The sequence below is a fragment of the Streptomyces mauvecolor genome, from assembly GCF_039532965.1.
GTDB classification, from domain to species: Bacteria; Actinomycetota; Actinomycetes; order Streptomycetales; family Streptomycetaceae; genus Streptomyces; species Streptomyces violascens.
Map to the genome: position 1 here is coordinate 169,902 of NZ_BAAASQ010000019.1, position 19,567 is coordinate 189,468.

At 69.7% G+C, this 19,567-nt stretch carries 18 protein-coding genes; 9 read left to right on the forward strand and 9 right to left on the reverse strand.

What is annotated here, in order from left to right; genetic code table 11:
- Positions 1-39: 39 nt before the first annotated feature.
- Positions 40-1,122 (reverse strand): class I SAM-dependent methyltransferase, encoded by a 1,083-nt coding sequence (locus ABD346_RS25345; RefSeq protein WP_344377949.1) that lies wholly within the window; start codon positions 1,120-1,122, stop codon positions 40-42.
- Positions 1,123-1,592: 470 nt separating this feature from the next.
- On the opposite strand from ABD346_RS25345, the gene ABD346_RS25350 reads away from it, so the two are divergent.
- Both ABD346_RS25350 and ABD346_RS25355 read left to right on the forward strand, forming a co-directional pair.
- Positions 1,593-4,130: a phosphocholine-specific phospholipase C gene (locus ABD346_RS25350; RefSeq protein WP_344377950.1), complete on the forward strand. Its 2,538-nt coding sequence runs from the start codon at positions 1,593-1,595 to the stop codon at positions 4,128-4,130.
- A gap of 87 nt (positions 4,131-4,217) precedes the next feature.
- A complete protein-coding gene (locus tag ABD346_RS25355) occupies positions 4,218-4,640 on the forward strand; it encodes an acyl-CoA thioesterase (protein WP_344377951.1) in 423 nt (140 codons plus the stop codon).
- A gap of 38 nt (positions 4,641-4,678) precedes the next feature.
- On the opposite strand, the gene ABD346_RS25360 is transcribed toward ABD346_RS25355, so the two are convergent.
- The gene (locus ABD346_RS25360; RefSeq protein ID WP_344377953.1) at positions 4,679-5,578 is read right to left on the reverse strand and encodes a helix-turn-helix domain-containing protein; all 900 of its coding nucleotides are present in this window, start codon (positions 5,576-5,578) and stop codon (positions 4,679-4,681) included.
- Positions 5,579-5,715: 137 nt separating this feature from the next.
- Here ABD346_RS25360 and ABD346_RS25365 point away from each other — a divergent pair, with 137 nt between their 5' ends.
- The 4 genes from ABD346_RS25365 to ABD346_RS25380 all read left to right on the forward strand — a co-directional run bounded on the left by ABD346_RS25365 (position 5,716) and on the right by ABD346_RS25380 (position 9,560).
- Complete coding sequence (locus tag ABD346_RS25365; protein ID WP_344377954.1) at positions 5,716-6,633, forward strand: MBL fold metallo-hydrolase; 918 nt, start codon at positions 5,716-5,718, stop codon at positions 6,631-6,633.
- 98 nt (positions 6,634-6,731) lie between these two features.
- A complete protein-coding gene (locus tag ABD346_RS25370; protein ID WP_344377956.1) occupies positions 6,732-8,174 on the forward strand; it encodes a carboxylesterase/lipase family protein in 1,443 nt (480 codons plus the stop codon).
- Between the two features lie 112 nt (positions 8,175-8,286).
- Positions 8,287-8,580 (forward strand): hypothetical protein, encoded by a 294-nt coding sequence (locus tag ABD346_RS25375; RefSeq protein WP_344377958.1) that lies wholly within the window; start codon positions 8,287-8,289, stop codon positions 8,578-8,580.
- Between the two features lie 272 nt (positions 8,581-8,852).
- Entirely contained in the window at positions 8,853-9,560 is a 708-nt protein-coding gene (locus ABD346_RS25380) for a DUF2470 domain-containing protein (RefSeq protein WP_344377959.1), read from the forward strand.
- A 158-nt stretch (positions 9,561-9,718) separates the two neighbouring features.
- On the opposite strand, the gene ABD346_RS25385 is transcribed toward ABD346_RS25380, so the two are convergent.
- Together ABD346_RS25385 and ABD346_RS25390 are read right to left on the reverse strand one after the other, a co-directional pair.
- Entirely contained in the window at positions 9,719-10,129 is a 411-nt protein-coding gene (locus tag ABD346_RS25385; RefSeq protein WP_344377960.1) for a hypothetical protein, read from the reverse strand.
- Positions 10,130-10,363: 234 nt separating this feature from the next.
- Complete coding sequence (locus tag ABD346_RS25390; protein WP_344377962.1) at positions 10,364-10,906, reverse strand: ArsR/SmtB family transcription factor; 543 nt, start codon at positions 10,904-10,906, stop codon at positions 10,364-10,366.
- A 56-nt stretch (positions 10,907-10,962) separates the two neighbouring features.
- Between ABD346_RS25390 and ABD346_RS25395 the strand changes: the two genes are divergently transcribed.
- A complete protein-coding gene (locus tag ABD346_RS25395; RefSeq protein WP_344377963.1) occupies positions 10,963-11,868 on the forward strand; it encodes a S41 family peptidase in 906 nt (301 codons plus the stop codon).
- Positions 11,869-11,994: 126 nt separating this feature from the next.
- Here the strand turns inward: ABD346_RS25395 and ABD346_RS25400 are convergent, their stop codons facing one another.
- Complete coding sequence (locus tag ABD346_RS25400) at positions 11,995-12,843, reverse strand: AraC family transcriptional regulator (protein WP_344377965.1); 849 nt, start codon at positions 12,841-12,843, stop codon at positions 11,995-11,997.
- A 94-nt stretch (positions 12,844-12,937) separates the two neighbouring features.
- On the opposite strand from ABD346_RS25400, the gene ABD346_RS25405 reads away from it, so the two are divergent.
- Together ABD346_RS25405 and ABD346_RS25410 are read left to right on the forward strand one after the other, a co-directional pair.
- Complete coding sequence (locus tag ABD346_RS25405) at positions 12,938-13,810, forward strand: alpha/beta fold hydrolase (protein WP_381229510.1); 873 nt, start codon at positions 12,938-12,940, stop codon at positions 13,808-13,810.
- Between the two features lie 18 nt (positions 13,811-13,828).
- Entirely contained in the window at positions 13,829-15,094 is a 1,266-nt protein-coding gene (locus ABD346_RS25410; RefSeq protein WP_344377966.1) for an FAD-dependent monooxygenase, read from the forward strand.
- Between the two features lie 42 nt (positions 15,095-15,136).
- On the opposite strand, the gene uppS is transcribed toward ABD346_RS25410, so the two are convergent.
- From uppS to ABD346_RS25430, 4 genes are all read right to left on the reverse strand, one after another.
- Positions 15,137-17,737, reverse strand: coding sequence for a polyprenyl diphosphate synthase (gene uppS / locus ABD346_RS25415; protein WP_344377968.1), 2,601 nt, complete (start codon positions 17,735-17,737; stop codon positions 15,137-15,139).
- On the reverse strand, positions 17,734-18,372 hold the full coding sequence (locus tag ABD346_RS25420) for an ABC transporter ATP-binding protein (protein ID WP_344377969.1): 639 nt from the start codon (positions 18,370-18,372) through the stop codon (positions 17,734-17,736). The genes uppS and ABD346_RS25420 overlap by 4 nt, the downstream gene beginning before the upstream one ends.
- A gap of 100 nt (positions 18,373-18,472) precedes the next feature.
- On the reverse strand, positions 18,473-18,595 hold the full coding sequence (locus ABD346_RS25425; protein ID WP_344377971.1) for a hypothetical protein: 123 nt from the start codon (positions 18,593-18,595) through the stop codon (positions 18,473-18,475).
- A gap of 41 nt (positions 18,596-18,636) precedes the next feature.
- A complete protein-coding gene (locus ABD346_RS25430; protein WP_344377972.1) occupies positions 18,637-19,089 on the reverse strand; it encodes a DUF5990 family protein in 453 nt (150 codons plus the stop codon).
- Positions 19,090-19,567: the final 478 nt, after the last annotated feature.

A 19,567-nucleotide genomic window follows, 5' to 3' on the forward strand; every position in this document is an offset into this window, starting at 1 on the left:
CGAAGGGGCTCCCGTCGAGTCCCCGCCTCGCCCTGGCCGTCAGCGCTTGGTCGCGACGTAGTAGACGTTGATCGGGTCACCCTCGATGGACTTGACGTCGATGTTCCCGAAACCCGCCTCTTCGAGCATGCGCAGGGCCGTTTCGCGGCCCCATACCGTGCCCAGCCCGGCTCCCCCGGTGCTGAGCGAGGTCGTCATGCAGTAGAAGACAGAGAACCCGTAGAGCGCGGGCCCGAAGGGATGGCCGATGTTCTCCTCCAGCCTGCTGGAAGCCTCGATGTCGCCCATGAGGAAGGTGCCGCCCTCCCGCAGGGCTCGGGCGATCGCCCCGAGCGTCTCGGCCGGCCGTGCGAGGTCGTGGACGACGTCGAAGGCGGTGACGAGGTCGTACTCGCCGCTGATCTCCGTCGAATCGGCAACGGTGTACTGGACGTTGTGCAGCCCGGCATGGGCCGCCGCGGCCCGTCCGGCCTCGACACCGGCCTCCGACTGATCCAGACCGCGGAAGCGGCTGGCAGGGAAGGCCTTCGCGAGGACGAGGAGCGCATGGCCCTGCCCGGTGCCCACATCGAGGACGTCCATACCCTCGCCGAGGCGCTCGGCCAGTCCGGGAACCAGCGGCACGATCGTGTCCACCAGCGCCAGGTCGTAGACCCGGGCGGTTTCCTCGGCCTGCAGCGCCTGGAAGCGCGGATAGGCCGAGTACGGCACACCTCCGCCGTTGCGGAAGCAGTGCACGACCTGCTGCTCGACCTCTCCCATGAGGCCCAGGTAGGGCGTCATGCCCGCTATGTTGTCGGGGCCCGCCGCCGTGGTCAGCGACGCCGCGTGCTCCGGAGGCAGGGAGTAGGTTTCGCCTCCCGGTTCGTACGTGATGAATCCGCCGACGACCATGCCGCCCAGCCACTCGCGTACATACCGTTCGTCGAGGCCCGCCGCCTTGGCGATCTCGGTGCTGGACGACGGCGGGAGGGCGGCCAGGGTGTCGAACAGCCCGCACTGATGGCCGACGCTGGTGAGCAGCCCCAGCACCGACTTGTTGAGCACATCAACCACTTCGGCGGCGAACGCCTCCTGCTCGACGGGATCCAGTGGCGTCTGCTGCGCTTGGGGAACCGACATGATCCCTCCTTCGCAAGGGGTCGCGACAAGGCACAGATCCAGAAGTGCACTGATTACCAGGCTATGCCCGCATGCGAGTCCTGGTTTCTACGGACGAGTACGGCGAGCGGCGCGCTCCCCGCGTCGACCCGGTCGAGGGTGACAGGGCCACGGCCCCGCATTCCGGACAGGCGGCTCCACACACCCAGCATCGATAACGACTCGATAACTGGGCTAGCCCAATAGTGGCGCCCTGTTCCCATCCTGTTCAGGGAAGTGGCCGTCGAGAGCCACCTGGAGGCGTCAAGGTCTTGGCGAACAGAGGGCAATGAGTACGGGGCAGCCGCACGAACCTCCCCAAGTGCCTTGCCCACGGCCGCAGTTCGGTCCGTGCGGCCGGTGTGTCCAGCGGAGCCTGCCCTCACCCGCCTCTGCACCTGCGTGTTCACCTTCACCCGACCACAGGACGACCCGACCACAGGGAGCCCCACGTGTCTGCCAGACCGGAAAGCAACGCATCGGAGAGCAACGCACCCGAAAGCACCGCCCCGGCAAGCAATGGCTTCAGCCGCCGCAGATTCCTCGGTGCCGCGGCCGGCGCCACCGCGGCCGCGACGCTCCTGCCCGCCTCGCTGCGCTCGGCGGTCGCGGTGGCGGCATCCGGCACCTCACTCGCCGATGTCAAGCACATCGTGATCCTCAGTCAGGAGAACCGGGGGTTCGACCACTACTTCGGCGCCTACCGCGGTGTGCGCGGGTTCAACGACCGCAACGCCATCAGGGTCAACGGCAAGTCCGTGTTCACCCAAGGCGCGGCGAACACCCAGCCGTTCCGCATGAACTGGACGTCGACGTCCCCCTTCTGTGTCGCCGCCGGAAGCCAGGACTGGACGTCGGACCACAAGTGGTGGAACTCGGGCAAGTGCGACCAGTGGCTGCTTTCGGAGAGCGGCGTCAAGATGGGCTACTTGGGCCGCCACGAGCTCTCCTTCTACTGGGAGCTGGCCGACGCCTTCACCATCTGTGACAACTACCACAAGTCGTCGTTCACGCAGACAAACCCCAACCGCCTGTACATGTTCACCGGCACCAACGGCATTTCACTGCCCGGCCAGCCGGTGGCGAGCGACAACTCGTACAACGCGGGCAACCGCACCCTGACCTGGAAGACCACGCCCGAGCGCCTCTCGGAGGCCGGCATCAGCTGGAAGTTCTACCAGCAGGGCCCGCTCGGCGGGGACGGTGGCAATTTCGACGACAACCCGCTGGTCTGGTTCAAGCAGTACCAGGACCCCGCGAGCGACCTCTACAAGCGCGGGATGCAGACCGTCTCCGACATCCCGGCGGCGCTGCGGGCGGACGTGGTGGCGGGCACCCTGCCGCAGGTCTCCTGGATCGTGGCCGACTACGCGGAATCCGAGCACCCGGAGGCCAAACCGCCTGCCGGAGAAGCATTCACCTCGAAGATCATCGATGCGTTGTACGCGCCCTTCGACGGCTCCCCGCACGGCGTCTGGGAAGACACCGTCTTCATCATCACGTACGACGAGGCGGGTGGATTCTACGACCACGTGCCGCCGCCGGTGCCGCCGTCGCCCGCCAGCGGGAGCGGCAGCAAGAGCAACGTGGGCGTCGATGCCAGTGGTGCGGTGACCGGGGAGATCTACCAGAACGTGCCGACCGGACCGGGCTGGCGCGTGCCGATGATCGCGGTCTCGCCCTGGAGCACCGGCGGCTTCGTCTGCTCCCAGACCTTCGACCACACCTCGCTCCTCCGCTTCCTGGAGACCTGGTCGGCGGCGGTCGGGAAGCCCTTCACCGAGACCAACATCAGCGCCTGGCGCCGTGCCGTGTGCGGCGACCTGACCTCGGTGTTCAACTTCTCGTCCCCCGGCGGGTGGCCGGCCGTGATGCCCGATCCGAGCCCGCTGGGCGGAGCGATCAGCGCGGCCTGCTACACCGTCGGCGTCCCGTCGAACCCGGTGGCTCCGACCCAGGAGGCCGGCACCAAGCCCGCGCGGCCGCTGCCCTGGCAGCCCAATGTCGTCGGCCGGACGAGCGGCGGCGAAGGCCGCTTCTACCTCGACATGACCAACGCGGGAAGCGCCGCCGTCACCTTCACCGTGCTGCCCAACGCCATCCGGACCGACGGCCCCTGGCACTACACCGTGGGCGCGCACACCACCACGACACCGCTGTCCGACTACTTCAGCAAGGACGACCAGTTCGACGTCTCGCTGTACGGGCCGAACGGCTTCCACCGCCGGTTCGCCGGCAAGATATCGGCCCCGCTGGTCGAAATCGCCTCCAGCTATGCCGCGGACGCCTCACACCTCACGCTCACGTTCACCAACTCGCGTTCCTCGGCCGTCACGGTGACCGTCACGGACGGCGCGTACCTGACGGGCGGCCCCTGGACGGTCGTCGTTCCCGCGTCCGGCACCGCGCAGGCCGACTACCCCACGGACCACGGCTGGTACGACCTGACGGTCACCACCTCCTCGGACTCCACGTTCGCCCGCCGTCTGGCCGGCCACATCGAGAACGGCCTGCCGAGCATCACCGACCCGCTGCGGGGCGCCCTCGCTCCGATCTCCCGCGCGGGCTGGACCGTCAAGTACGCCGACAGCGAGGAGAAGTCCGGCGAGAACGGCGCGGCCGTCAACGTCCTCGACGGCACGCTCGGCACCATCTGGCACACCCAGTGGTCCGCCGCCAACCCCACACCGCCGCACGAGATCCAGCTCGACATGAAGCAGCCGTACCCCTGCGCCGGCCTCCAGTACGTTCCCCGCCAGGACGGCAGCAAGAACGGCACCATCTCCGCGTACGAGATCTACATCAGTGCCGACGGCACCAATTGGGGCACCCCCGTCGCCACCGGCACCTGGCCCGCCGACACCACCCCGAAGCAGGTTGCCTTCACCGGCGCCGTCGACGGCCGCTACGTACGTCTGAGGGCCCTGTCGGAAATCAACGGCAATCCCTGGACCTCCGCCGCCGAGATCAACGTCCTGACCCGCCAGTAGAAGCCTGCCGAGACGGCTCCGCGCGGCCCACCCCTAAACTGCGGTGGGCCGCTGCGGAGGTGGTTCCGGACACATGAGGAGGGCACCATGGAGCCGATCACCGTACGGATCTCCGTCCGCGGATATGAGACCGATGCACAGGGTCATCTGAACCAGAGCGTGTACCTCCAGTACGCGGAGCACGCCCGCTGGTCCGCGCTGGAGCACGGCGGGATCCGGCAGAGCGCCCTGCTGGACAAGGGAGCCGGGCCGGTCACCATGGAGACCACCATCCGCTACCTGCGGGAGCTGCGCGCGGGCGACGAGGTGGACGTGAGCTGCGTGTTCGTATGGGGCGAGGGAAAGTCGTTCCGGATCGAGCAGACCATCCGGCGGGCCGACGACGGGACGGTGGCCGCGGAGATCACCGCCGTCTGCGGCATCCTCGACCTCACCGAACGGAAGCTGATCGCCGACCCGCGCGACATCTTCCGCGCCCTGGCCTCGGACGAGACGGTCTTCGGCCTCTAGCCTTCGGTCATCTTGCTGCTCCAGCCGGCGGACACGGCTCAGTGGTCAACAGCTCGTCCGTGCTGGGAGACCCGGGCGGCGGAGGTGCTGCCGCTCGCCTGGCGGAGGAGTGTGAGGGCCTCCTCGGAAGGGGAGCCTGCGGGGGTTGTGCACACGATGAGCGCCTGGTCCGGTGAACGGGCGATCGACAGCGCCTGCTGGGTCACCGTCACCGTGCCGACAACGGGATGGCGCAGTTCGTAGGACGCGGCATCGCACGGCACGACCCCGTGGGCCCGCCACAGGGCGACGAACTCCGGGCTTTTCATGGTGAGTTCGCCGATCAGTTCCGCCAGCAGTGCGTCCTCCGGGTGTCTGCCGACGGCGATGCGCAGGTTGCCGACCACCGCGCGCGCCTTGCGCTTCCGGTCCGCGTACAGCTCCTGGCCGTGCGGGTCCAGGAACAGCATCCGGCTCATGTTCGGGCGTCGCGCCGGGTCGTCGGGGCCGTGGAAGTCCAGGTGGCCGGCCAGCAGCGCGTGCCCGAGGGCGTTCCAGGCCAGTACGTCCGTGCGACGGCCGAGCACTATCGCCGGGACGCCGTCGACGGCGCGGAGGAGGTCGCGGGTGTCGTCGGTGAGCTTCTCGGGGCGCGGCCGGCGTGGCCGGGGCGTGTGGCGGGCGGCGTCGGCGAGCCGGTCGAGGTGTGCGCGCTCGTGGCCGTCGAGCAGGAGAGCGCGGGCGATCGCGTCGAGGACCTCGGCCGAGGCCCCGCGGGACAGGCCCTGTTCCAGTCGTGCGTAGTACGAGACGCTGACGCCCGCCAGTTGGGCCAGCTCCTCGCGCCGGAGCCCGGCCACCCGTCTGCGGGGCCCGAGTTCGCGCAGGCCGACGTCCTCGGGGCGCAGTTGTGAACGTCGGGTCTGGAGGAAGGCGCCGAGCGGGCCGGGTCCGTTCATCGCCCCAGTATTCGGTGCGCGGACACACTCGGCCACACCCTGCGAGGGGTAGGACAACCGGGGAGTGGTCCGGTCCCGTCCGCGTGTCCAGGCTGGCTCTCAATGGGCCACGTGCCCCGGACCCGAGGACGGACCACATGAATCAGATCCCCGAGCAGATCACCCTGGGCGACGTCACGGTCATCCGTGTCAAGGAGTTCTACGGCTCGGTCGCGATGACACCGAGCCAGTTCTTCCCGGACAGCCCTCACGGCGTCTGGGAGGAGCACCGTGACTGGCTGGCGCCGGACTTCTGGAACCCGGAGACGGACGAGTGCCATTCGGCGATCCAGTCCTGGCTGCTGCGCAGCGAGGGGCGCACCATCCTCGTCGACACCGGTGTGGGCAACCACAAGGACCGGCCCTACGCGCCGCTGTGGAGCCGCCTGGACACGGACTACCTCGACAACCTCGCCGCCGCCGGGGTGCGGCCCGAGGATGTCGACATCGTGGTCAACACCCACCTGCACATCGACCACGTCGGCTGGAACACCCGCCTCGACGGCCGCACTTGGGTGCCGACCTTCCCGAACGCCAGGTATGTGATGCCGCGGCGGGACTTCGCATTCTGGGACCCGGCCAACGAGAACAAGAGCGTGCTCGGCCGCGGGAGCCAGAATGTCTTCGAGGACAGCGTCGCGCCGGTCCACCAGGCAGGCCTGACGCACCTGTGGGACGGTACGTACCGGATCGACAAGAACCTGCGGCTGGACCTCGCCCCTGGGCACACCCCCGGCTCGTCCGTGCTCACCCTGGAATCCGGCGGCGACCGGGCCCTGTTCGTCGGGGACCTGGTGCACAACGCGGTGCAGATCGCGGAGCCGGAGACCAACTCCTGCTTCTGCGAGGACCCGGTGGAGTCCCGCGCCACCCGGCACAGGCTGCTCGGCCGCGCCGCCGAGGACAACGCGCTCGTTTTCCCGGCGCATTTCGGCGGCCGAGGCGCTGCGGAGGTCGTGCGCAGCGGGTCGAAGTTCGCGATCAAGGAGTGGGCGGGCTTCTCCTGTCTCACCTGATGTCCGGTTTCCGAGTTCTGATGTCCGCAGGCAGAGTCCTGATGTCCTGGCGCAGAGGCCTGGCGCCTTGTTGCAGAGCAGAAAAGGAAGCGCGTCCCATGTCGTCGTTCCAGTCGGATCCGGTCGTCGAAACTCCGGCGGGCGCCGTGCGCGGTGTCCGTGACGGGTCCGGCGAGCGGTATCGGGCCATCCCTTACGCGGCGGCACCGACCGGCGCCGGCCGTTTCGCCCCGCCGGCACCGCAACCCGGCTGGGCCGGTGTCCGTGACGGCACGCGGCCCTCGCCCACGGCTCCGCAACCGGCCCGCGACTTCGGCCTGCTCGACATGACCCCCTATTTCGGGCCGGGCTGGGTGCCCGGCGAGGAGTATCTCGCCGTCGATGTGCACACGCCGGCCGCCGACGACGGCAGGCGCCCTGTCATGGTCTTCGTGCACGGCGGCGGCTTCGTCACCGGTTCCAACCGTGCCGCGCTCTACGACGGCAGCGCGTTCGCCCGCGACGGCGTCGTCCTCGTGACGGTGAACTACCGCCTCGGCATCCCCGGTTTTCTCGACCTGCCGGGTGCTCCGCCCAACCGGGGGTTGCTCGATGTGCTGGCCGCGCTGAGGTGGGTGCGCGACACGATCTCGGCATTCGGCGGCGATCCGACGAACGTCACGGTCTTCGGCCAGTCCGCGGGTGCCACGCTCACCGGAGCCCTGCTCGCGTTGCCGGAGGCCAAGGGCCTGTTCCGGCGGACGATCGTGCAGAGCGGCAACGGCACCGGTGCGTTCAGCCCGGAGCAAGCCCACCGTGTCACCGCCGCGGCGGCCGCGGCGCTGGGTGTCGAAGCGACAGCCGAGGCCTTCGCGCCGATCCCGGACGAGCGTTTTCTGGCGATCCTGCCCGCGCTGGCCGGCCTCGACCTCGACACCGGCACCACCAGGGACCCGCTGGCCGGGCTCAGCCCGTTCAGCCTGGTCCTGCCGGTCCAGCCCGCCGACGCCCTGGCCGACGGCCCGGCCGGCGACGTCGACCTGCTCATCGGCACCAACACCGAAGAGGGCCACCTCTACCTCGTACCGCAGGGTGTCCTGGATTCCACTACGCAGGCCGACGTGCTCACCCTCGCCACCCGGCTGCATGCCGACCCCGATGCCGTCCTCGCCGCGCAGCGCGTGGCACGGCCGGACCACACACCGGGCGAGCTGCGCTCAGCCCTGCTCGGACACACCCTGTTCGAGTCCGGTACGAAGCGCATGGCGCAGGCCCACGCCCGGATCTCGGGCGACCGCACCTACGTCTACTCGTTCGGATACCGCTCGACGGCCCTGGGCGGACGTCTCGGCGCCGCCCACACCGTGGAACTGCCCTTCGTGTTCGACATCGCCGACAAGCCCTGGCTGCACGGGGACACCCGGATGCTCGGCCCCGACCCCGCACCGGCAGGACTCGCGGCCCACCTGCACGGCGCCTGGATCGCGTTCGCCACCACCGGGGCCCCGGGCTGGGCGGCCTACGACCCTCGGCACCCCGTGGCGGAGCCCCTCGGCCACTGACCCGGTTGAGAGTTCTCCGTGTGTCCCGGCACAGGTGACTGATCGTCAGAGGCCAGACTTGAAGCACCGGGCCCGGCTCCCGGCCAGAACTCCTCCGAGCTAAGGGAGCACCATGACCTGGGCATCTTGGACCACGGTGGGCATCCACGTCCTTCCCGGCGTTGTGCAGGCCGAGGGGTTCGGCCCCATGCAGGGAGACCTGACCATCCACACCACCTGGTCGGAGCACGAGGCTCACCTCGCCGTGCAGTACTCCGGCGCCTCCGACTGGTACACCCTCGTCGGCAGCCCTGTGCCCTGCCACTCCGAGGAGGACAGCCGCACGTACCACCAGGCCGTCGTCGACGGGGTCCGTGAAGGCGAGAGAGCCCAGGACGTGCTGAAGAAGCTCTCCCGCACGGCGTAGAACGTGGCGGGCGCACGCCATCGGCGGCCTTCGTCATGGACGACCATCACGTACCGCACCTGGCCGTGCCGCCGCAGCGCCCGGGCGGACCCCGGCGGCTCGGCGGGAACTGGAACGGCTGACCGAGGTACTGATCCCCGGACGGGGAGCCCTATCGGCGCCAACGGCCCCCGGCGCGGCGGCGGGCGACTTCCCCGCCATCAATCCATAGGTTAGGTTAGGCATACCTAACCAAGCAGTTGGTGCTTGTGCCGTCCCCATGGAGAACCCGCATGCGCCCCCGCAGTTCCCGCACCGAGCAGCCGACCCCCGCCGAGCGGATGCGGTCGATCATCGTGGCGGCCCATTCGATGACCGTGGTGACCGACGGCCGCCACCACGAGGTCCACCATCTCGACGGCACGGACCTGTTGGGCCGCATCCACCTCCACGACCCGGGCGATCCGCTGGAGCCGGGCCCTCAGGCGCCTCGCATCCCCATCCGCCTGGAGCTCACCGACATCGCCCCCACCCCCGTACGCGACCGACTGCGCGCCCGCGTCACGCTGTCCGGCCTCGTGGCCGCCCCCTATCGCGGGGATTCCGCGGACAGCACCTGCGTGGAGTTCGGCCAGGCGGTGATCGAGGACGCGCGGGGACGCACCTACATCACGCTGGAACAGCTCCAGGAAGCGGAGACCGACCCGATGGCCGCCGGCGAGGCCGGCATGCTCACCCACCTCGTCGACGACCACCCCGCTCTCGTCCCCCTTCTCCTCCGGCTCGTCGAGCCACGGCTCAAGAGCGGCGTGGTGCGCGCCCTGCCGGTGGCCATGGACCGCTACGGCCTCACGCTGCGCCTCGAACACGCCGTCACACATCGGGACGTACGGCTGCCGTTCCCCACACCCATGACGGACATCGATCAGGCCGGCGTCCAGTTCCACGCCCTCCTGACCGCCGCGCGCCGTTGCTCCTCCCACCACCGGCTGCCGGCCTGAAGGCGAACGCATGACACCGCCGCTTTCCACGGTGAACCCGACCGCCCGCCGGAGAAACGGGCAACGCCACTGGCCGCGGCGTGCGCCGCGGCCAGTCACATCGAGCGGGCCACCACTTCGGACAGCGGATTCGGCGGCCCTGTCGGCTCCCTGCTCCGCTAGCGGACGGTGACGTTGAAGACCGGGGAAACCGTGGTGCCGCTGATGATGCGCAGGTCGTTCTTGCCCTTCAGGCCGAGCTTGACGCCGAGGGAGTACGAGCCGTTGCGGGAGATCGGCGCGGAGGCGGGCAGCGTGACCCACTTGCCGTTCTGCTTCTGCTGAAGCGTCACCTTGCTGCCCGCCTTGAGACCCGTGGTGTTGCCGGTGACGCGGAACAGCTGCCAGGCGCCCACCGAGGACACCGACGGCTTGGCGGTGATGCCGGCCTTCACCGCGACAGCCTGGTGGGCGGCCGGAGCGGATGCGGCGGGGGTGGCGGCCATCGCGGTGCCGGCCAGGGCGACGCAGGCGGCGCTGAGGGCGCCGACGGTGACGATGCGCAGGGAGTGACGCTTGATGACGGCCATGGTTTTATCCCTCTCGACATGAAACATCCGGCTGTGCGCCACAAGCGAGGTAAATGGCCTTGGCGCGTTCTCACCAGGAATGACGGCCTCTCCCCCGGATGCGTTGTCCGTGCTCTGTCACCGTCTCGTAACAGCCGGATCGGCAGGCGCAGCGAACCCCCGGCTCGCAAGCGCCCGTTGACTTCGGGTGCGGTTCGACCGAGTCGGGCTTGCTGTCGTATGAGGTCGGCGCCGCTAAATGGAACTGGTGGATCCGGTCGGCAGAGCCTGTTGATAGAGCGCAACCAGCACGCCGCGCAGGGGCTGGCCCTCTGCGTCCGCCTCGGCCTCGTCGACCAGTCTGGCGAGGGTCTCGCCGAGTTCTCTCGCCTTCGCCGGGCTGAGATGCAGGTGACGCAGTGTCAGATGAGTCTCGGCAGGAGAGCGCTCGAGCTCCTGGGCGACCGCGGCGAGCATGGCGGCGGTGCCTGCCGCTTGAGGTTCGGCGACGACCATGTGACGGGCCGTGCGCTGGTAGTACTGCTCGGTGCCGCCGCGGACCTGGCGGGTCTCGGCGATGTGGACAAGCCCGGCTTCGCGGAGGACTTTGAGGTGGTGGGCCACATTGCCCTTCTTCGCGTCGAGTTGCGCCGCAAGCCGGCTGGTGGTGGCAGGCCGGTGGCCGAGGGCGAAGAGCAACCGCTGACGCAACGGGTGGGAGAGCGCCGCGAACTGCTCGGGCGCACCAATCTCCAGGACTTCCTCAGGAGGCGGCAGGTAGGAACGCTGATCACGCATACCAAAGTGTCTAAACTCTTTGACGCTTTCGCAAGGGCAGTGCTCTACTCCCTGCCATGACGACTCCAACGAAGCTTGCGCCGGCCCCTGTCATCGACGAGACAGCCCGGCTGCTCGCCGAGCACTATGTGTTCCCCGAGATAGCCGAGCAGCTCGCCGACCTGCTGCAACGACGCCTCGCCGAGCGCGCCTACGACGCCGACGACGCCGAGGAGCTCGCCCGTCTGGTCACCGCCGACCTGCAGTCCGTCAACGGCGACCGGCACCTGAGACTGAAGCACCACGCCGAGCCGGTGCCCCCGAAGCAGGGGGCGGCCACCCTGGAAGCCATGCGCCGGGACTTCGACACCTCGCTGGGCGGTGCGCCCCGGGTGCAGTTGCTCGACGGAGGGGTCGCCGTGGTGGAGCTGGCACCGATGCTGTTTCCGCTGGAGTGGGCGGCCGAACCGCTGAGCGCCGCGCTCACCCTGGCTTCCCGCGCCCAAGCGCTGATCGTGGACCTTCGCTCCAACCGGGGCGGCGACCCGGACACGGTCGCCTTCGTCTGCAGTTACCTCCTGGACGAACGCACCCACCTCAACACCATGTACTGGCGCAGCGGCGAGCGCAGCGAGCAGTCCTGGAGCCTGCCGCACGTCCCCGGCGCGCGCTTCGGCGGCAGCAAGCCGCTGTACGTGCTGTCCAGTGACACCACCTTCTCTGCCGCCGAAGAGCTGGCGTACGACCTCCAGCAGCTCGGCCGCGCCGTGGTCGTCGGCGAGCCCACCCGCGGCGGCGCGCACCCGTGCCAGGGCTGGACCGTGCACCCGCACCTGGAAGTCACCGTCCCGGTTGGCCGCGCCGTCAACCCCGTCTCCGGCACGAACTGGGAGGGCACCGGTGTGCAGCCGGACATCCCTTGCGCGGCCGTCGACTCCCTCGACCGCGCACACGCGCTGGCCCTCGCCCGACTGGCGGACTGAGCCGGTCCTGGTTGGGCGAGGCCCACTCCGGGCGGGATCGCCGCCAGGCAGTGAGGGCGTACTTCCGTGGTCGCCGGCTGGGCAGAGGCGTTGAGGCGCCAGGACGGAATGATGTTCCCAGTGGGGTCAAGGTCGTTGGCTGGTGGCGACACGGCCCGGCCATGCGATGTCGTCGACGGCGAGAAAGCGTTCGCCGGCCACGGTCGCGGGGGTTGCCCCGGTGAACGCCATGACGTCACGGTGCAGGTGGGACTGGTCGGCGTAGCCGGCGTCGGCCGCGACGTGGGCCGCACCCTCACCGGCGACCAGGCGGTGGGCGGCATGGTCGAAGCGGACCAGCTTCACGGCCCTCTTGGGCGGCAGGCCGAGCTGCGACCGGAACCGGGACCACAGGCGCTTGCGGCTCCATCCGACCTCGGCCGCGAGCCCGTCGACCCTGGTCAGGCCACGGCTGCTGACGATCCGGTGCCAGGCCCAGGCCACCTCCGGGTCCACCGCCGGCCCCGCCGCATGCCGGCGGGCGAGCAGCGCGTCCGTCAGCGCGAAGCGATCCTGCCACGGCGAGAGTTCGCCCAGTTGCTCGCGGATCCGGGAGGCCTCGCGGCCCCACAGGTCGTCCAAGGGCACGGCGGTGCCGTCGAGTTCGGCGAGGGAGACGCCCAGAATCGCGCGTGCGATCACCGGGGACAGACGTACCTGCACGCATTCCACGTTCTCTCCCCGCGCCCTGACCGAGCCTCCCGACCCGAACCCGGGCCCGGCGACGAGGCTTCCCCGCTGCTGCCCCGCGGCGCAGTCGACGACGGGCGAGCCGTTGCCGAATTCCAGGAGCAGGGTCACGGCCGGGTGCGGGATCATCCGGAGCTCGTCCAGGTCACGGACATGGAACCCGGCCATGGTGAGACCGGCCACCCCACTGGGACGCCGTGGGCATGCGACGTCCCACAGATCGGCACCGTGCATGAAAGTCCGCACCGTCCCAGGCTATGTGAGCGGTTGAGGGCTACGAGCCCTCTGAAGGGAACATTTATCCAATCCGCGGGTGGGCACGGGCGGCGACAGTGGGCCCATGACTGATTCTGACGGCGGACCGCACATGAACGGACCGCACATGAACGGCGGTGCCGAGGCCACCGAGGATTCGACGCTGTCGCTGGACGACGGCCGCATCCATGTGTGCCAGGACGGCCCCCGCGACGCCCCCGCCCTCCTGCTCATCCACGGGTCCGCGTCCTCGACCCGCTCGTTGGACCCGCTGGTTCCGATGCTGACCGGATCCCATCACGTCATCCGGATCGACCTGCTCGGACACGGCCGGTCGGGCCAACCGGCCGACCGCAGCTACGCGCTCCCTGACCAGGCACGCCGGGCCGGCACCGCACTGGACCGGCTCGGCGTCCAGCACGTCGTGGCCGTCGGTCATTCCAGCGGCGGCGCGGTGGCCGTCGCCCTCGCCGAACAGCGGCCCGACCTGGTGGCCGCGCTCGCACTCATCAACACCGGCCCCGGCCTGGACGCCTTCATCGCACCGCAGCCCGCCGCAGCCGGACTCCCGCAGTGGCCGCCGACCGACGAGCAGCTCCGCGGGTTCGCGAGCACCGCTGTCAGCCGAGCCGGCTACCGGATCCCACCGGAACTCCTGGACGACGTAAGTCGTATGACCCACCACACGCTCACCACAACGATGCAGGCCACCCGCGACTACCTGGAGCAGCAGGCGCTCCCGCCCCGGCTGGAAGTCCTCGGCAAGCCGCTACTGGTGATCTTCGGCGAGGAGGATCGCAGGTGGCGATCCTCGTCCGCCGCCGACTACCGCACCGTTCCGGGTGCGAGAGTCGAGTTGCTGCCGGGGCTTGGACACTCGCCCCTGCTCGAAGATCCCGCGCGGACCGCCACCCCTCTGCTGGCCTTCACCACCATCCACGCCGTAGCGGGTGCCTGAATGGCAAGGAGGGGTGCCATGCGGATTCTCGTCTCGGGTGCCAGCGTCGCCGGTCCGGTGCTGGCGTACTGGCTCACCAGACACGGCTTCTCCGTCACCGTCGTCGAGCGTGCGCCGACTCCGCGCAGGACCGGCGGCCACGGGGTCGACCTGTTCCGGCCCGCGATGACCATCTCGGAGAAGATGGGCGTGCTCCCGCGCGTCGAGGAACGGGCCACCGGCACCCACCGGATGACTGTCCATCAGGAGGGCGCACGGCGTCCCGTGCGAGTGGACCTCTCCAAGATCTTCAGTGCCGCCTCCGACCGGCACGTCGAGATCATGCGCGACGATCTGAGCGAGATCTACTACGACGCCGGGCGCGGCGACGTGCAGTACCTCTTCGGCGACTCGATCACCGCGATCTCGCCCGACGGCGTGGTGCGTTGCGAGAACGCGGCGCCGCGCCGCTTCGATCTCGTCGTGGGCGCGGACGGTCTGCACTCCACCGTGCGCCGCCTCGGCTTCGGCGACGAGTCCCGCTTCAGCGCTTGCACCGGGGCCTACTTCGGCGTGCTGAACCTGCCGAACGTCTCCGGGCTCGACGGCGAACTCCTCATCCACGTCGGCGTCGGTCGCACGGCCGGCATGTACGGCGCGCCGCACCTCGGCGACGCGCGGGTGTTGTTCCTGTTCCGGAGCGAGCGCGAGCTCGACTACCAGCATCACGACGTGCCCCGGCAGAAGAGGCTGCTGCGCAGTGCCTTCGACGGCTTGCACCCTGACGTGGACCGCTGGCTGGACGAACTCGACCGCACCCCGGCGTTCTACTTCGACTCCATCACCCAGCTCCGCATGGATACTTGGTCGCGGGGGCGGGTGACGCTCGTCGGCGACGCGGGCTACTGCCCCGGCGCGGCGGTCGGTGGCAGCACCACCCTGGCCGTCGTCGGAGCGTACGTCCTCGCCGGGGAGCTGGCGCGGGCGGGCGGTGACCACGAGCGCGCCTTTCCCGCATACGAGCGCGCGATGGCGGAGCACGTACACGGCAGCCACGCGGCCGCGCTCAGCGCGGCGAAGACGCTGATCCCCACCTCACGTCTCGGTGTGCGGGGACTGGCCCAGGGCGCCCGCCTGATCTCCGCCCTGCCCGCGAGGCCCAGCCGCGCCCTCCTACGCCTCACCACGAAGAGCGCACGCCTCTACAACTCCATCGCCATCGACGACTATCCGCCACCGCCCATCGCCTCACGAGGCCGGGTCGGCCTCGCGGGCGATTCCGCAGGCGGATTCGGGGCGGGGTGAGGGGTGTGCGCCGCCCTGCTGCCCGACCAGCCGGAATACCGGCTACTTGGTGGTTCCCAAGCGGCGGTCGCGGGTTGCGTACGTGCTGATGGCCGCCCACAGGTGGGTCCGGTCGATGTCGGGCCACAGGGGGTCGAGAAAGAGGTACTCGGCACAGGTGGACTGCCAGGGCAGAAAGTTGGAGGTTCGTTGTTCGCCGGAGGTACGGATGAGGAGGTCCACGTCGGGCAGGTCGGGCTGGTAAAGGTGGCGGGCGAGATGCCGGGGGGTGATCCGGTCGGGGTCGAGCCCGCCGTGGGCGGCCTGGCGGGCGAGGGCGCGGGCGGCGTGGGCGAGTTCGTGGCGGCCGCCATAGTTGAGGCAGACGTTCAGGATGAGGCCTGTGCGCTCCCGGGTGGCACGGGTGGTCCGGTGGATGCGATCCACCAACTCCGCGGGCAGCCGGCCATCGTCGGTGGATCCGGACCAGCGCAACTGGACGTCGCGCCGCCACAGTTCTTCGGTGTTCATGTCGAGCCCGCTGCTCACCACGCTCAGAACGGTCTCGATATCGGCGGCCGGGCGGGCCCAGTTCTCGGTGGAGAAGGCGTAGACGCTCAGACAGGGCAGGCCGATCTCCAGGGCTCCGTAGATGACGTCGCGCAGGGCGTGTTGGCCGGCGTGGTGGCCTGCGCTTCGCACCTGGCCCTGAGCCTCGGCCCATCGGCCGTTGCCGTCCATGATGATCGCCACATGCTGGGGCATCCGCCGACCGGACAAGGCGGGCGGGACGGCTCCGCCGGGGTGTGGTGCGGGTGGCAGCAAGGCCTGTGATGTGCGCGGGCCATGGTCGGCGGCGGCCGGCCTCGGGGCGGGCAGCACGGCCGTGGTGACGGATCCGGTCGGACGATGCCGCTGCCAGGCCCGTGCGACACGAAGGCGCCCGCGCAGCAGCGTGTACTGGAAGCGGACCGGATGGGGCGGGCGCCGGCCGTCCAGAAGTGCCTGCGGGTTGCGTTCGATGCGGCGCAGTTCGAGGTGTTGCAGCTCGACCAGGGTCCGGAAGGCCACAGCGACGGGCGGGTGCTGGGCGCCGATCGACGCTGCCTGGCCGAGCCACTCGCGGGCCTGCCCGGCCAACGCGTGGACCATGGTGGCGAATTGCGCGCCCGGCTGCTTGAGCCGTAGGTCCTCAGCCGTCACACCGTACTGGCCGAGGACCGTCGCCGGCAGCTTGATGCACCCGTTCTCGGCGTCCTGATGCAGGTCGCCGAGGCAGTCGATGAGGTTGAAGGCATGGTTCCACCGTCTCAGTGCCTCGGCATCGCGCGGTGCGAGGAACAGGCCGGGGGCGCCGAGCAGCGCCGTCGGGCGCGAGACGTCGAAGGGAAAGGCGAGCGTGTCCCAATAGGTGTGCCACTCGTCCCAGTTCGCGAACTCGGTCTGGCGTGCGGCGTCCATGCGGAACACCGCATTCGCCGATGCGAGACCCTCGCTGGACAGGTTCCACGTCCACACGGCGTGGACCAGAGCTCCTCTCACCGGGTCGCTGCTGCGGCCCTGGCGCAGATCGGCCTCCAGCGCCAGGCTGAAGGCGCTCACGCGCGCCGCCCTGTCCTGATCGCCGTCCCCCGTGTCGTCGGAGAGGTCGTCAATGACCCGGACATAGCCGTACATCGCCCAGAACAGCGGACGCACCCGGGCGGAAATCAGCTGGGTGAACGCGATTTCCATGGGGCCCGAACTCCGTACGAGGCGGCGGCATGCCTCATAGCCGGTGACGAGAGCGGGGTCGGTGATTCCAGCACGGCGGTAGATCAGGGAGAGAACGGGATGGCGCAGGCGCCACGCGGCGTTCCGTCCCGTCCCCGTGGCGCCGCCCGGGCGCTTGAGGAGCGTGAGGGTGCCTCTCCATCGGCCGCCACGCAAGGTGAGTACGAGCGGGCCGGCCATGGCCAGGGCCACTGCCCAGCACCCGCTGAGGAGCAGTTGGTGCCAGGGGGTAAGGGTGCCGGTCGAGGCCGAGACGGCGGACTGCATCGCGCCGTAGGCCGGCAGCCCGCGCAGCAGCGGGCTGTCCGCGGCGGGGTTCGCGACCGGGTTCTGCAGTCCCAGGTCGACGAAGCTGACCATGATGACCAGGAACATCCCCGCGAGTTCGCTGCGCAGCACGGCGGCGAGCAGGATGCCGGCGCCCCCATAGGTCAGCGCGCCGCCCGCGAATGCCGCGACCATGACGTCGAGCCGCTCGGGCCGCCAGAAGAAGCACAGCCACACCGTGGCATAGGAACCGGTGAGAACGGCGCTCAGCAGCAGCACCGTGTTCTTGGCCAGGAGCAGGCAGACCTTTGGGAACCCGGCCGTCACCAGGCGGCGGTCGAATTCCGTGGAACGGCTGGTGGCGAGGAACATCATGAAGCCCACGATCAAGGCGATCGAGTGCAGGGCGCCGGACAGTTGGGTGACGGTGTTGGCGCCCGTGCTCACCGGGTGGCCGGCCGCGCGCAGGAAGAACCGGACGGGAGTGTCGGGCAGCACCCGATAGGCCAGCCACAACCACAGCGGCACGAAGAAGACCACCAGGGCCAGCGCCAGACGATTGCGGGCCTGCTCAAGGACCGCGTGGCGCACCGCCGTACGCAGGCACCGCCACCACCAGCTCACGCCGCACCTCGTCCGGCGCCGCGGGGGTCGGCCGGCTCCAGCACCCCGTCGGCCAGCCGGTACATCACGTCCAGGCGCTCGGTGTCGTATGCGAGATGGGACACCACGAGGACGGTGCGGCCCTCGTCGCGCAGCGTCCCCGCGATCTCCCAGAACCGCAGGTAGGCCTCCCAGTCGAACCCCTGGTACGGCTCATCGAGGACCAGCATGTCCGGATCGTGCATGAGCGCAAGCGCCAGGCTCAGCTTCTGCCGCGTACCGCCGCTGAGCACGCCGGGCCGACTGCGCCGGCTCTCCCCGAACTGCAACCGCTCCAGGACCTCCCATGCCCGCCGGCTGTCGTCGAGACGGTAGGCGGCCTGGAAGAAGCGCACATGTTCCTCCACCGACAGCGCCGGATTCAGCACCGCGTCCTGCGGGCAGTAGCCCACGGGCACGTGGCAATCCACCGTGCCGCTGTCCGCCTCGGTCTGCCCCACCAGGATCCGCAGCAGGGTGCTCTTGCCCGCCCCGTTCTCCCCGACGATCCCGACCAAGACCCCCGCCGGCACGTCCAGACTCACCCCCCGCAGCACAGGTCGCCGACCGTAACCCTTGCGGACATGCCGCAGACGCAACACAGAGCGCGATGACATTGCGGGAATACCCCCTGAAATTTCCCTCACATAATCAGTAACGACGCCACTGCGGGTACGTAACCCACACTCTGGCTCGCCGCGCACCCGACCGCGGGCGTCAAAGGGCGTGACGACCCTCGCCTTCGGCGACGACCTCGATCTCGAAGAAGACGTCACGGCCGCGTCCTTGCGCCTCGATCAGGGCGAGGTACGGGCAAGAGGCGCCGGAAAGCGGCAACACCGCTGGCCGGGTACCGCGCTGAGCGTGAGCGACGTCTTGGCCTATGAGGCCGACCACTCGATCAGCGGCGGCTGCACACGAGCGCAGAGGGGCCGGCCCTTGGCATCGGTGAGCGGCAGACGTGCCAAAAGCCGACCGGAGCGCACTGCGGCGGCGACGGTGCCCGGGTCGATGGCGTCGAGCATCAGTTTCGCGCGCCGGAACATGGTGAAGACGCCCGTCTCGTCGACGGCGCACCAGGACAGATAGATGAATCGGCTTCCGGGCCGGCCCTGGATGTAGGGCCCCTTCAACTCGATGCCGGAATCGGTGGGGACCGCCTCGCACTGCACCGTCCACACCGCCGCAGGAGCGTCACCGGGGTACGGATCAAGCAACTCGTCCCGCCGGTGGCGGCGTTGGACAGCGACATGGATGTTGCGGTAGCCGGGGAAGTCCGGGCCTGCCCCGCAGTGGCGGCCGGGAAGGTCGAAACCTTCGATCCGAATCTCCATCTGCCCATCCTCCCCGTCAAGTTTCCGGGGTTGCCGTCACAGCGCCTCGCGGACCAACGCTTCGACCTCTTCCCCGTTCTTCGATTGAAGCCGGCACAGTATTGAGGCCAGCACAGTATTGAGCGCTTCGCGCCGAGTAGCCCGGGCGGAGCCCAGCATGCGGGTATCGATGACGTGCGGCGCGCGGGGCGGAGGTGCTGTCCACGTGGAGGCGACAGCCCTCGGGGGTTCGCCTGGTGCGGAATGGGCTGGGTGGGGGATGTTGGGTGACCGGGGCTGTGGGGGTTCGTTGAGCCCGGCGCATATGGAGAGTGCACCAGGGTCCCGGGGCCTGACCAGCCCCGGGACCCTGCACACCGACGACCCCGCCGGCCCACCCGCGCGCCCGCCCCCAGGCCGTGCGGCACCGCCCCCCAGCCCTCCCCATATTGGTCTAAACGGGCGCAATTTGTGACGTTTTCAGCCTGCTCCCCGTTCT

Excerpts from the sequence above, each read along its gene's own strand:
- ABD346_RS25405 (WP_381229510.1), top strand. The coding sequence starts at position 12,938 with ATGACTGATTCTGACGGCGGACCGCACATGAACGGACCGCACATGAAC.
- ABD346_RS25355 (WP_344377951.1), top strand. The coding sequence starts at position 4,218 with ATGGAGCCGATCACCGTACGGATCTCCGTCCGCGGATATGAGACCGAT.
- ABD346_RS25375 (WP_344377958.1), top strand. The coding sequence starts at position 8,287 with ATGACCTGGGCATCTTGGACCACGGTGGGCATCCACGTCCTTCCCGGC.
- ABD346_RS25385 (WP_344377960.1), bottom strand. The coding sequence starts at position 10,129 with ATGGCCGTCATCAAGCGTCACTCCCTGCGCATCGTCACCGTCGGCGCC.
- ABD346_RS25430 (WP_344377972.1), bottom strand. The coding sequence starts at position 19,089 with ATGGAGATTCGGATCGAAGGTTTCGACCTTCCCGGCCGCCACTGCGGG.
- ABD346_RS25390 (WP_344377962.1), bottom strand. The coding sequence starts at position 10,906 with ATGCGTGATCAGCGTTCCTACCTGCCGCCTCCTGAGGAAGTCCTGGAG.
- ABD346_RS25360 (WP_344377953.1), bottom strand. The coding sequence starts at position 5,578 with ATGAACGGACCCGGCCCGCTCGGCGCCTTCCTCCAGACCCGACGTTCA.
- ABD346_RS25395 (WP_344377963.1), top strand. The coding sequence starts at position 10,963 with ATGACGACTCCAACGAAGCTTGCGCCGGCCCCTGTCATCGACGAGACA.
- ABD346_RS25365 (WP_344377954.1), top strand. The coding sequence starts at position 5,716 with ATGAATCAGATCCCCGAGCAGATCACCCTGGGCGACGTCACGGTCATC.
- ABD346_RS25370 (WP_344377956.1), top strand. The coding sequence starts at position 6,732 with ATGTCGTCGTTCCAGTCGGATCCGGTCGTCGAAACTCCGGCGGGCGCC.
- ABD346_RS25410 (WP_344377966.1), top strand. The coding sequence starts at position 13,829 with ATGCGGATTCTCGTCTCGGGTGCCAGCGTCGCCGGTCCGGTGCTGGCG.
- ABD346_RS25380 (WP_344377959.1), top strand. The coding sequence starts at position 8,853 with ATGCGCCCCCGCAGTTCCCGCACCGAGCAGCCGACCCCCGCCGAGCGG.
- ABD346_RS25345 (WP_344377949.1), bottom strand. The coding sequence starts at position 1,122 with ATGTCGGTTCCCCAAGCGCAGCAGACGCCACTGGATCCCGTCGAGCAG.
- ABD346_RS25420 (WP_344377969.1), bottom strand. The coding sequence starts at position 18,372 with ATGTCATCGCGCTCTGTGTTGCGTCTGCGGCATGTCCGCAAGGGTTAC.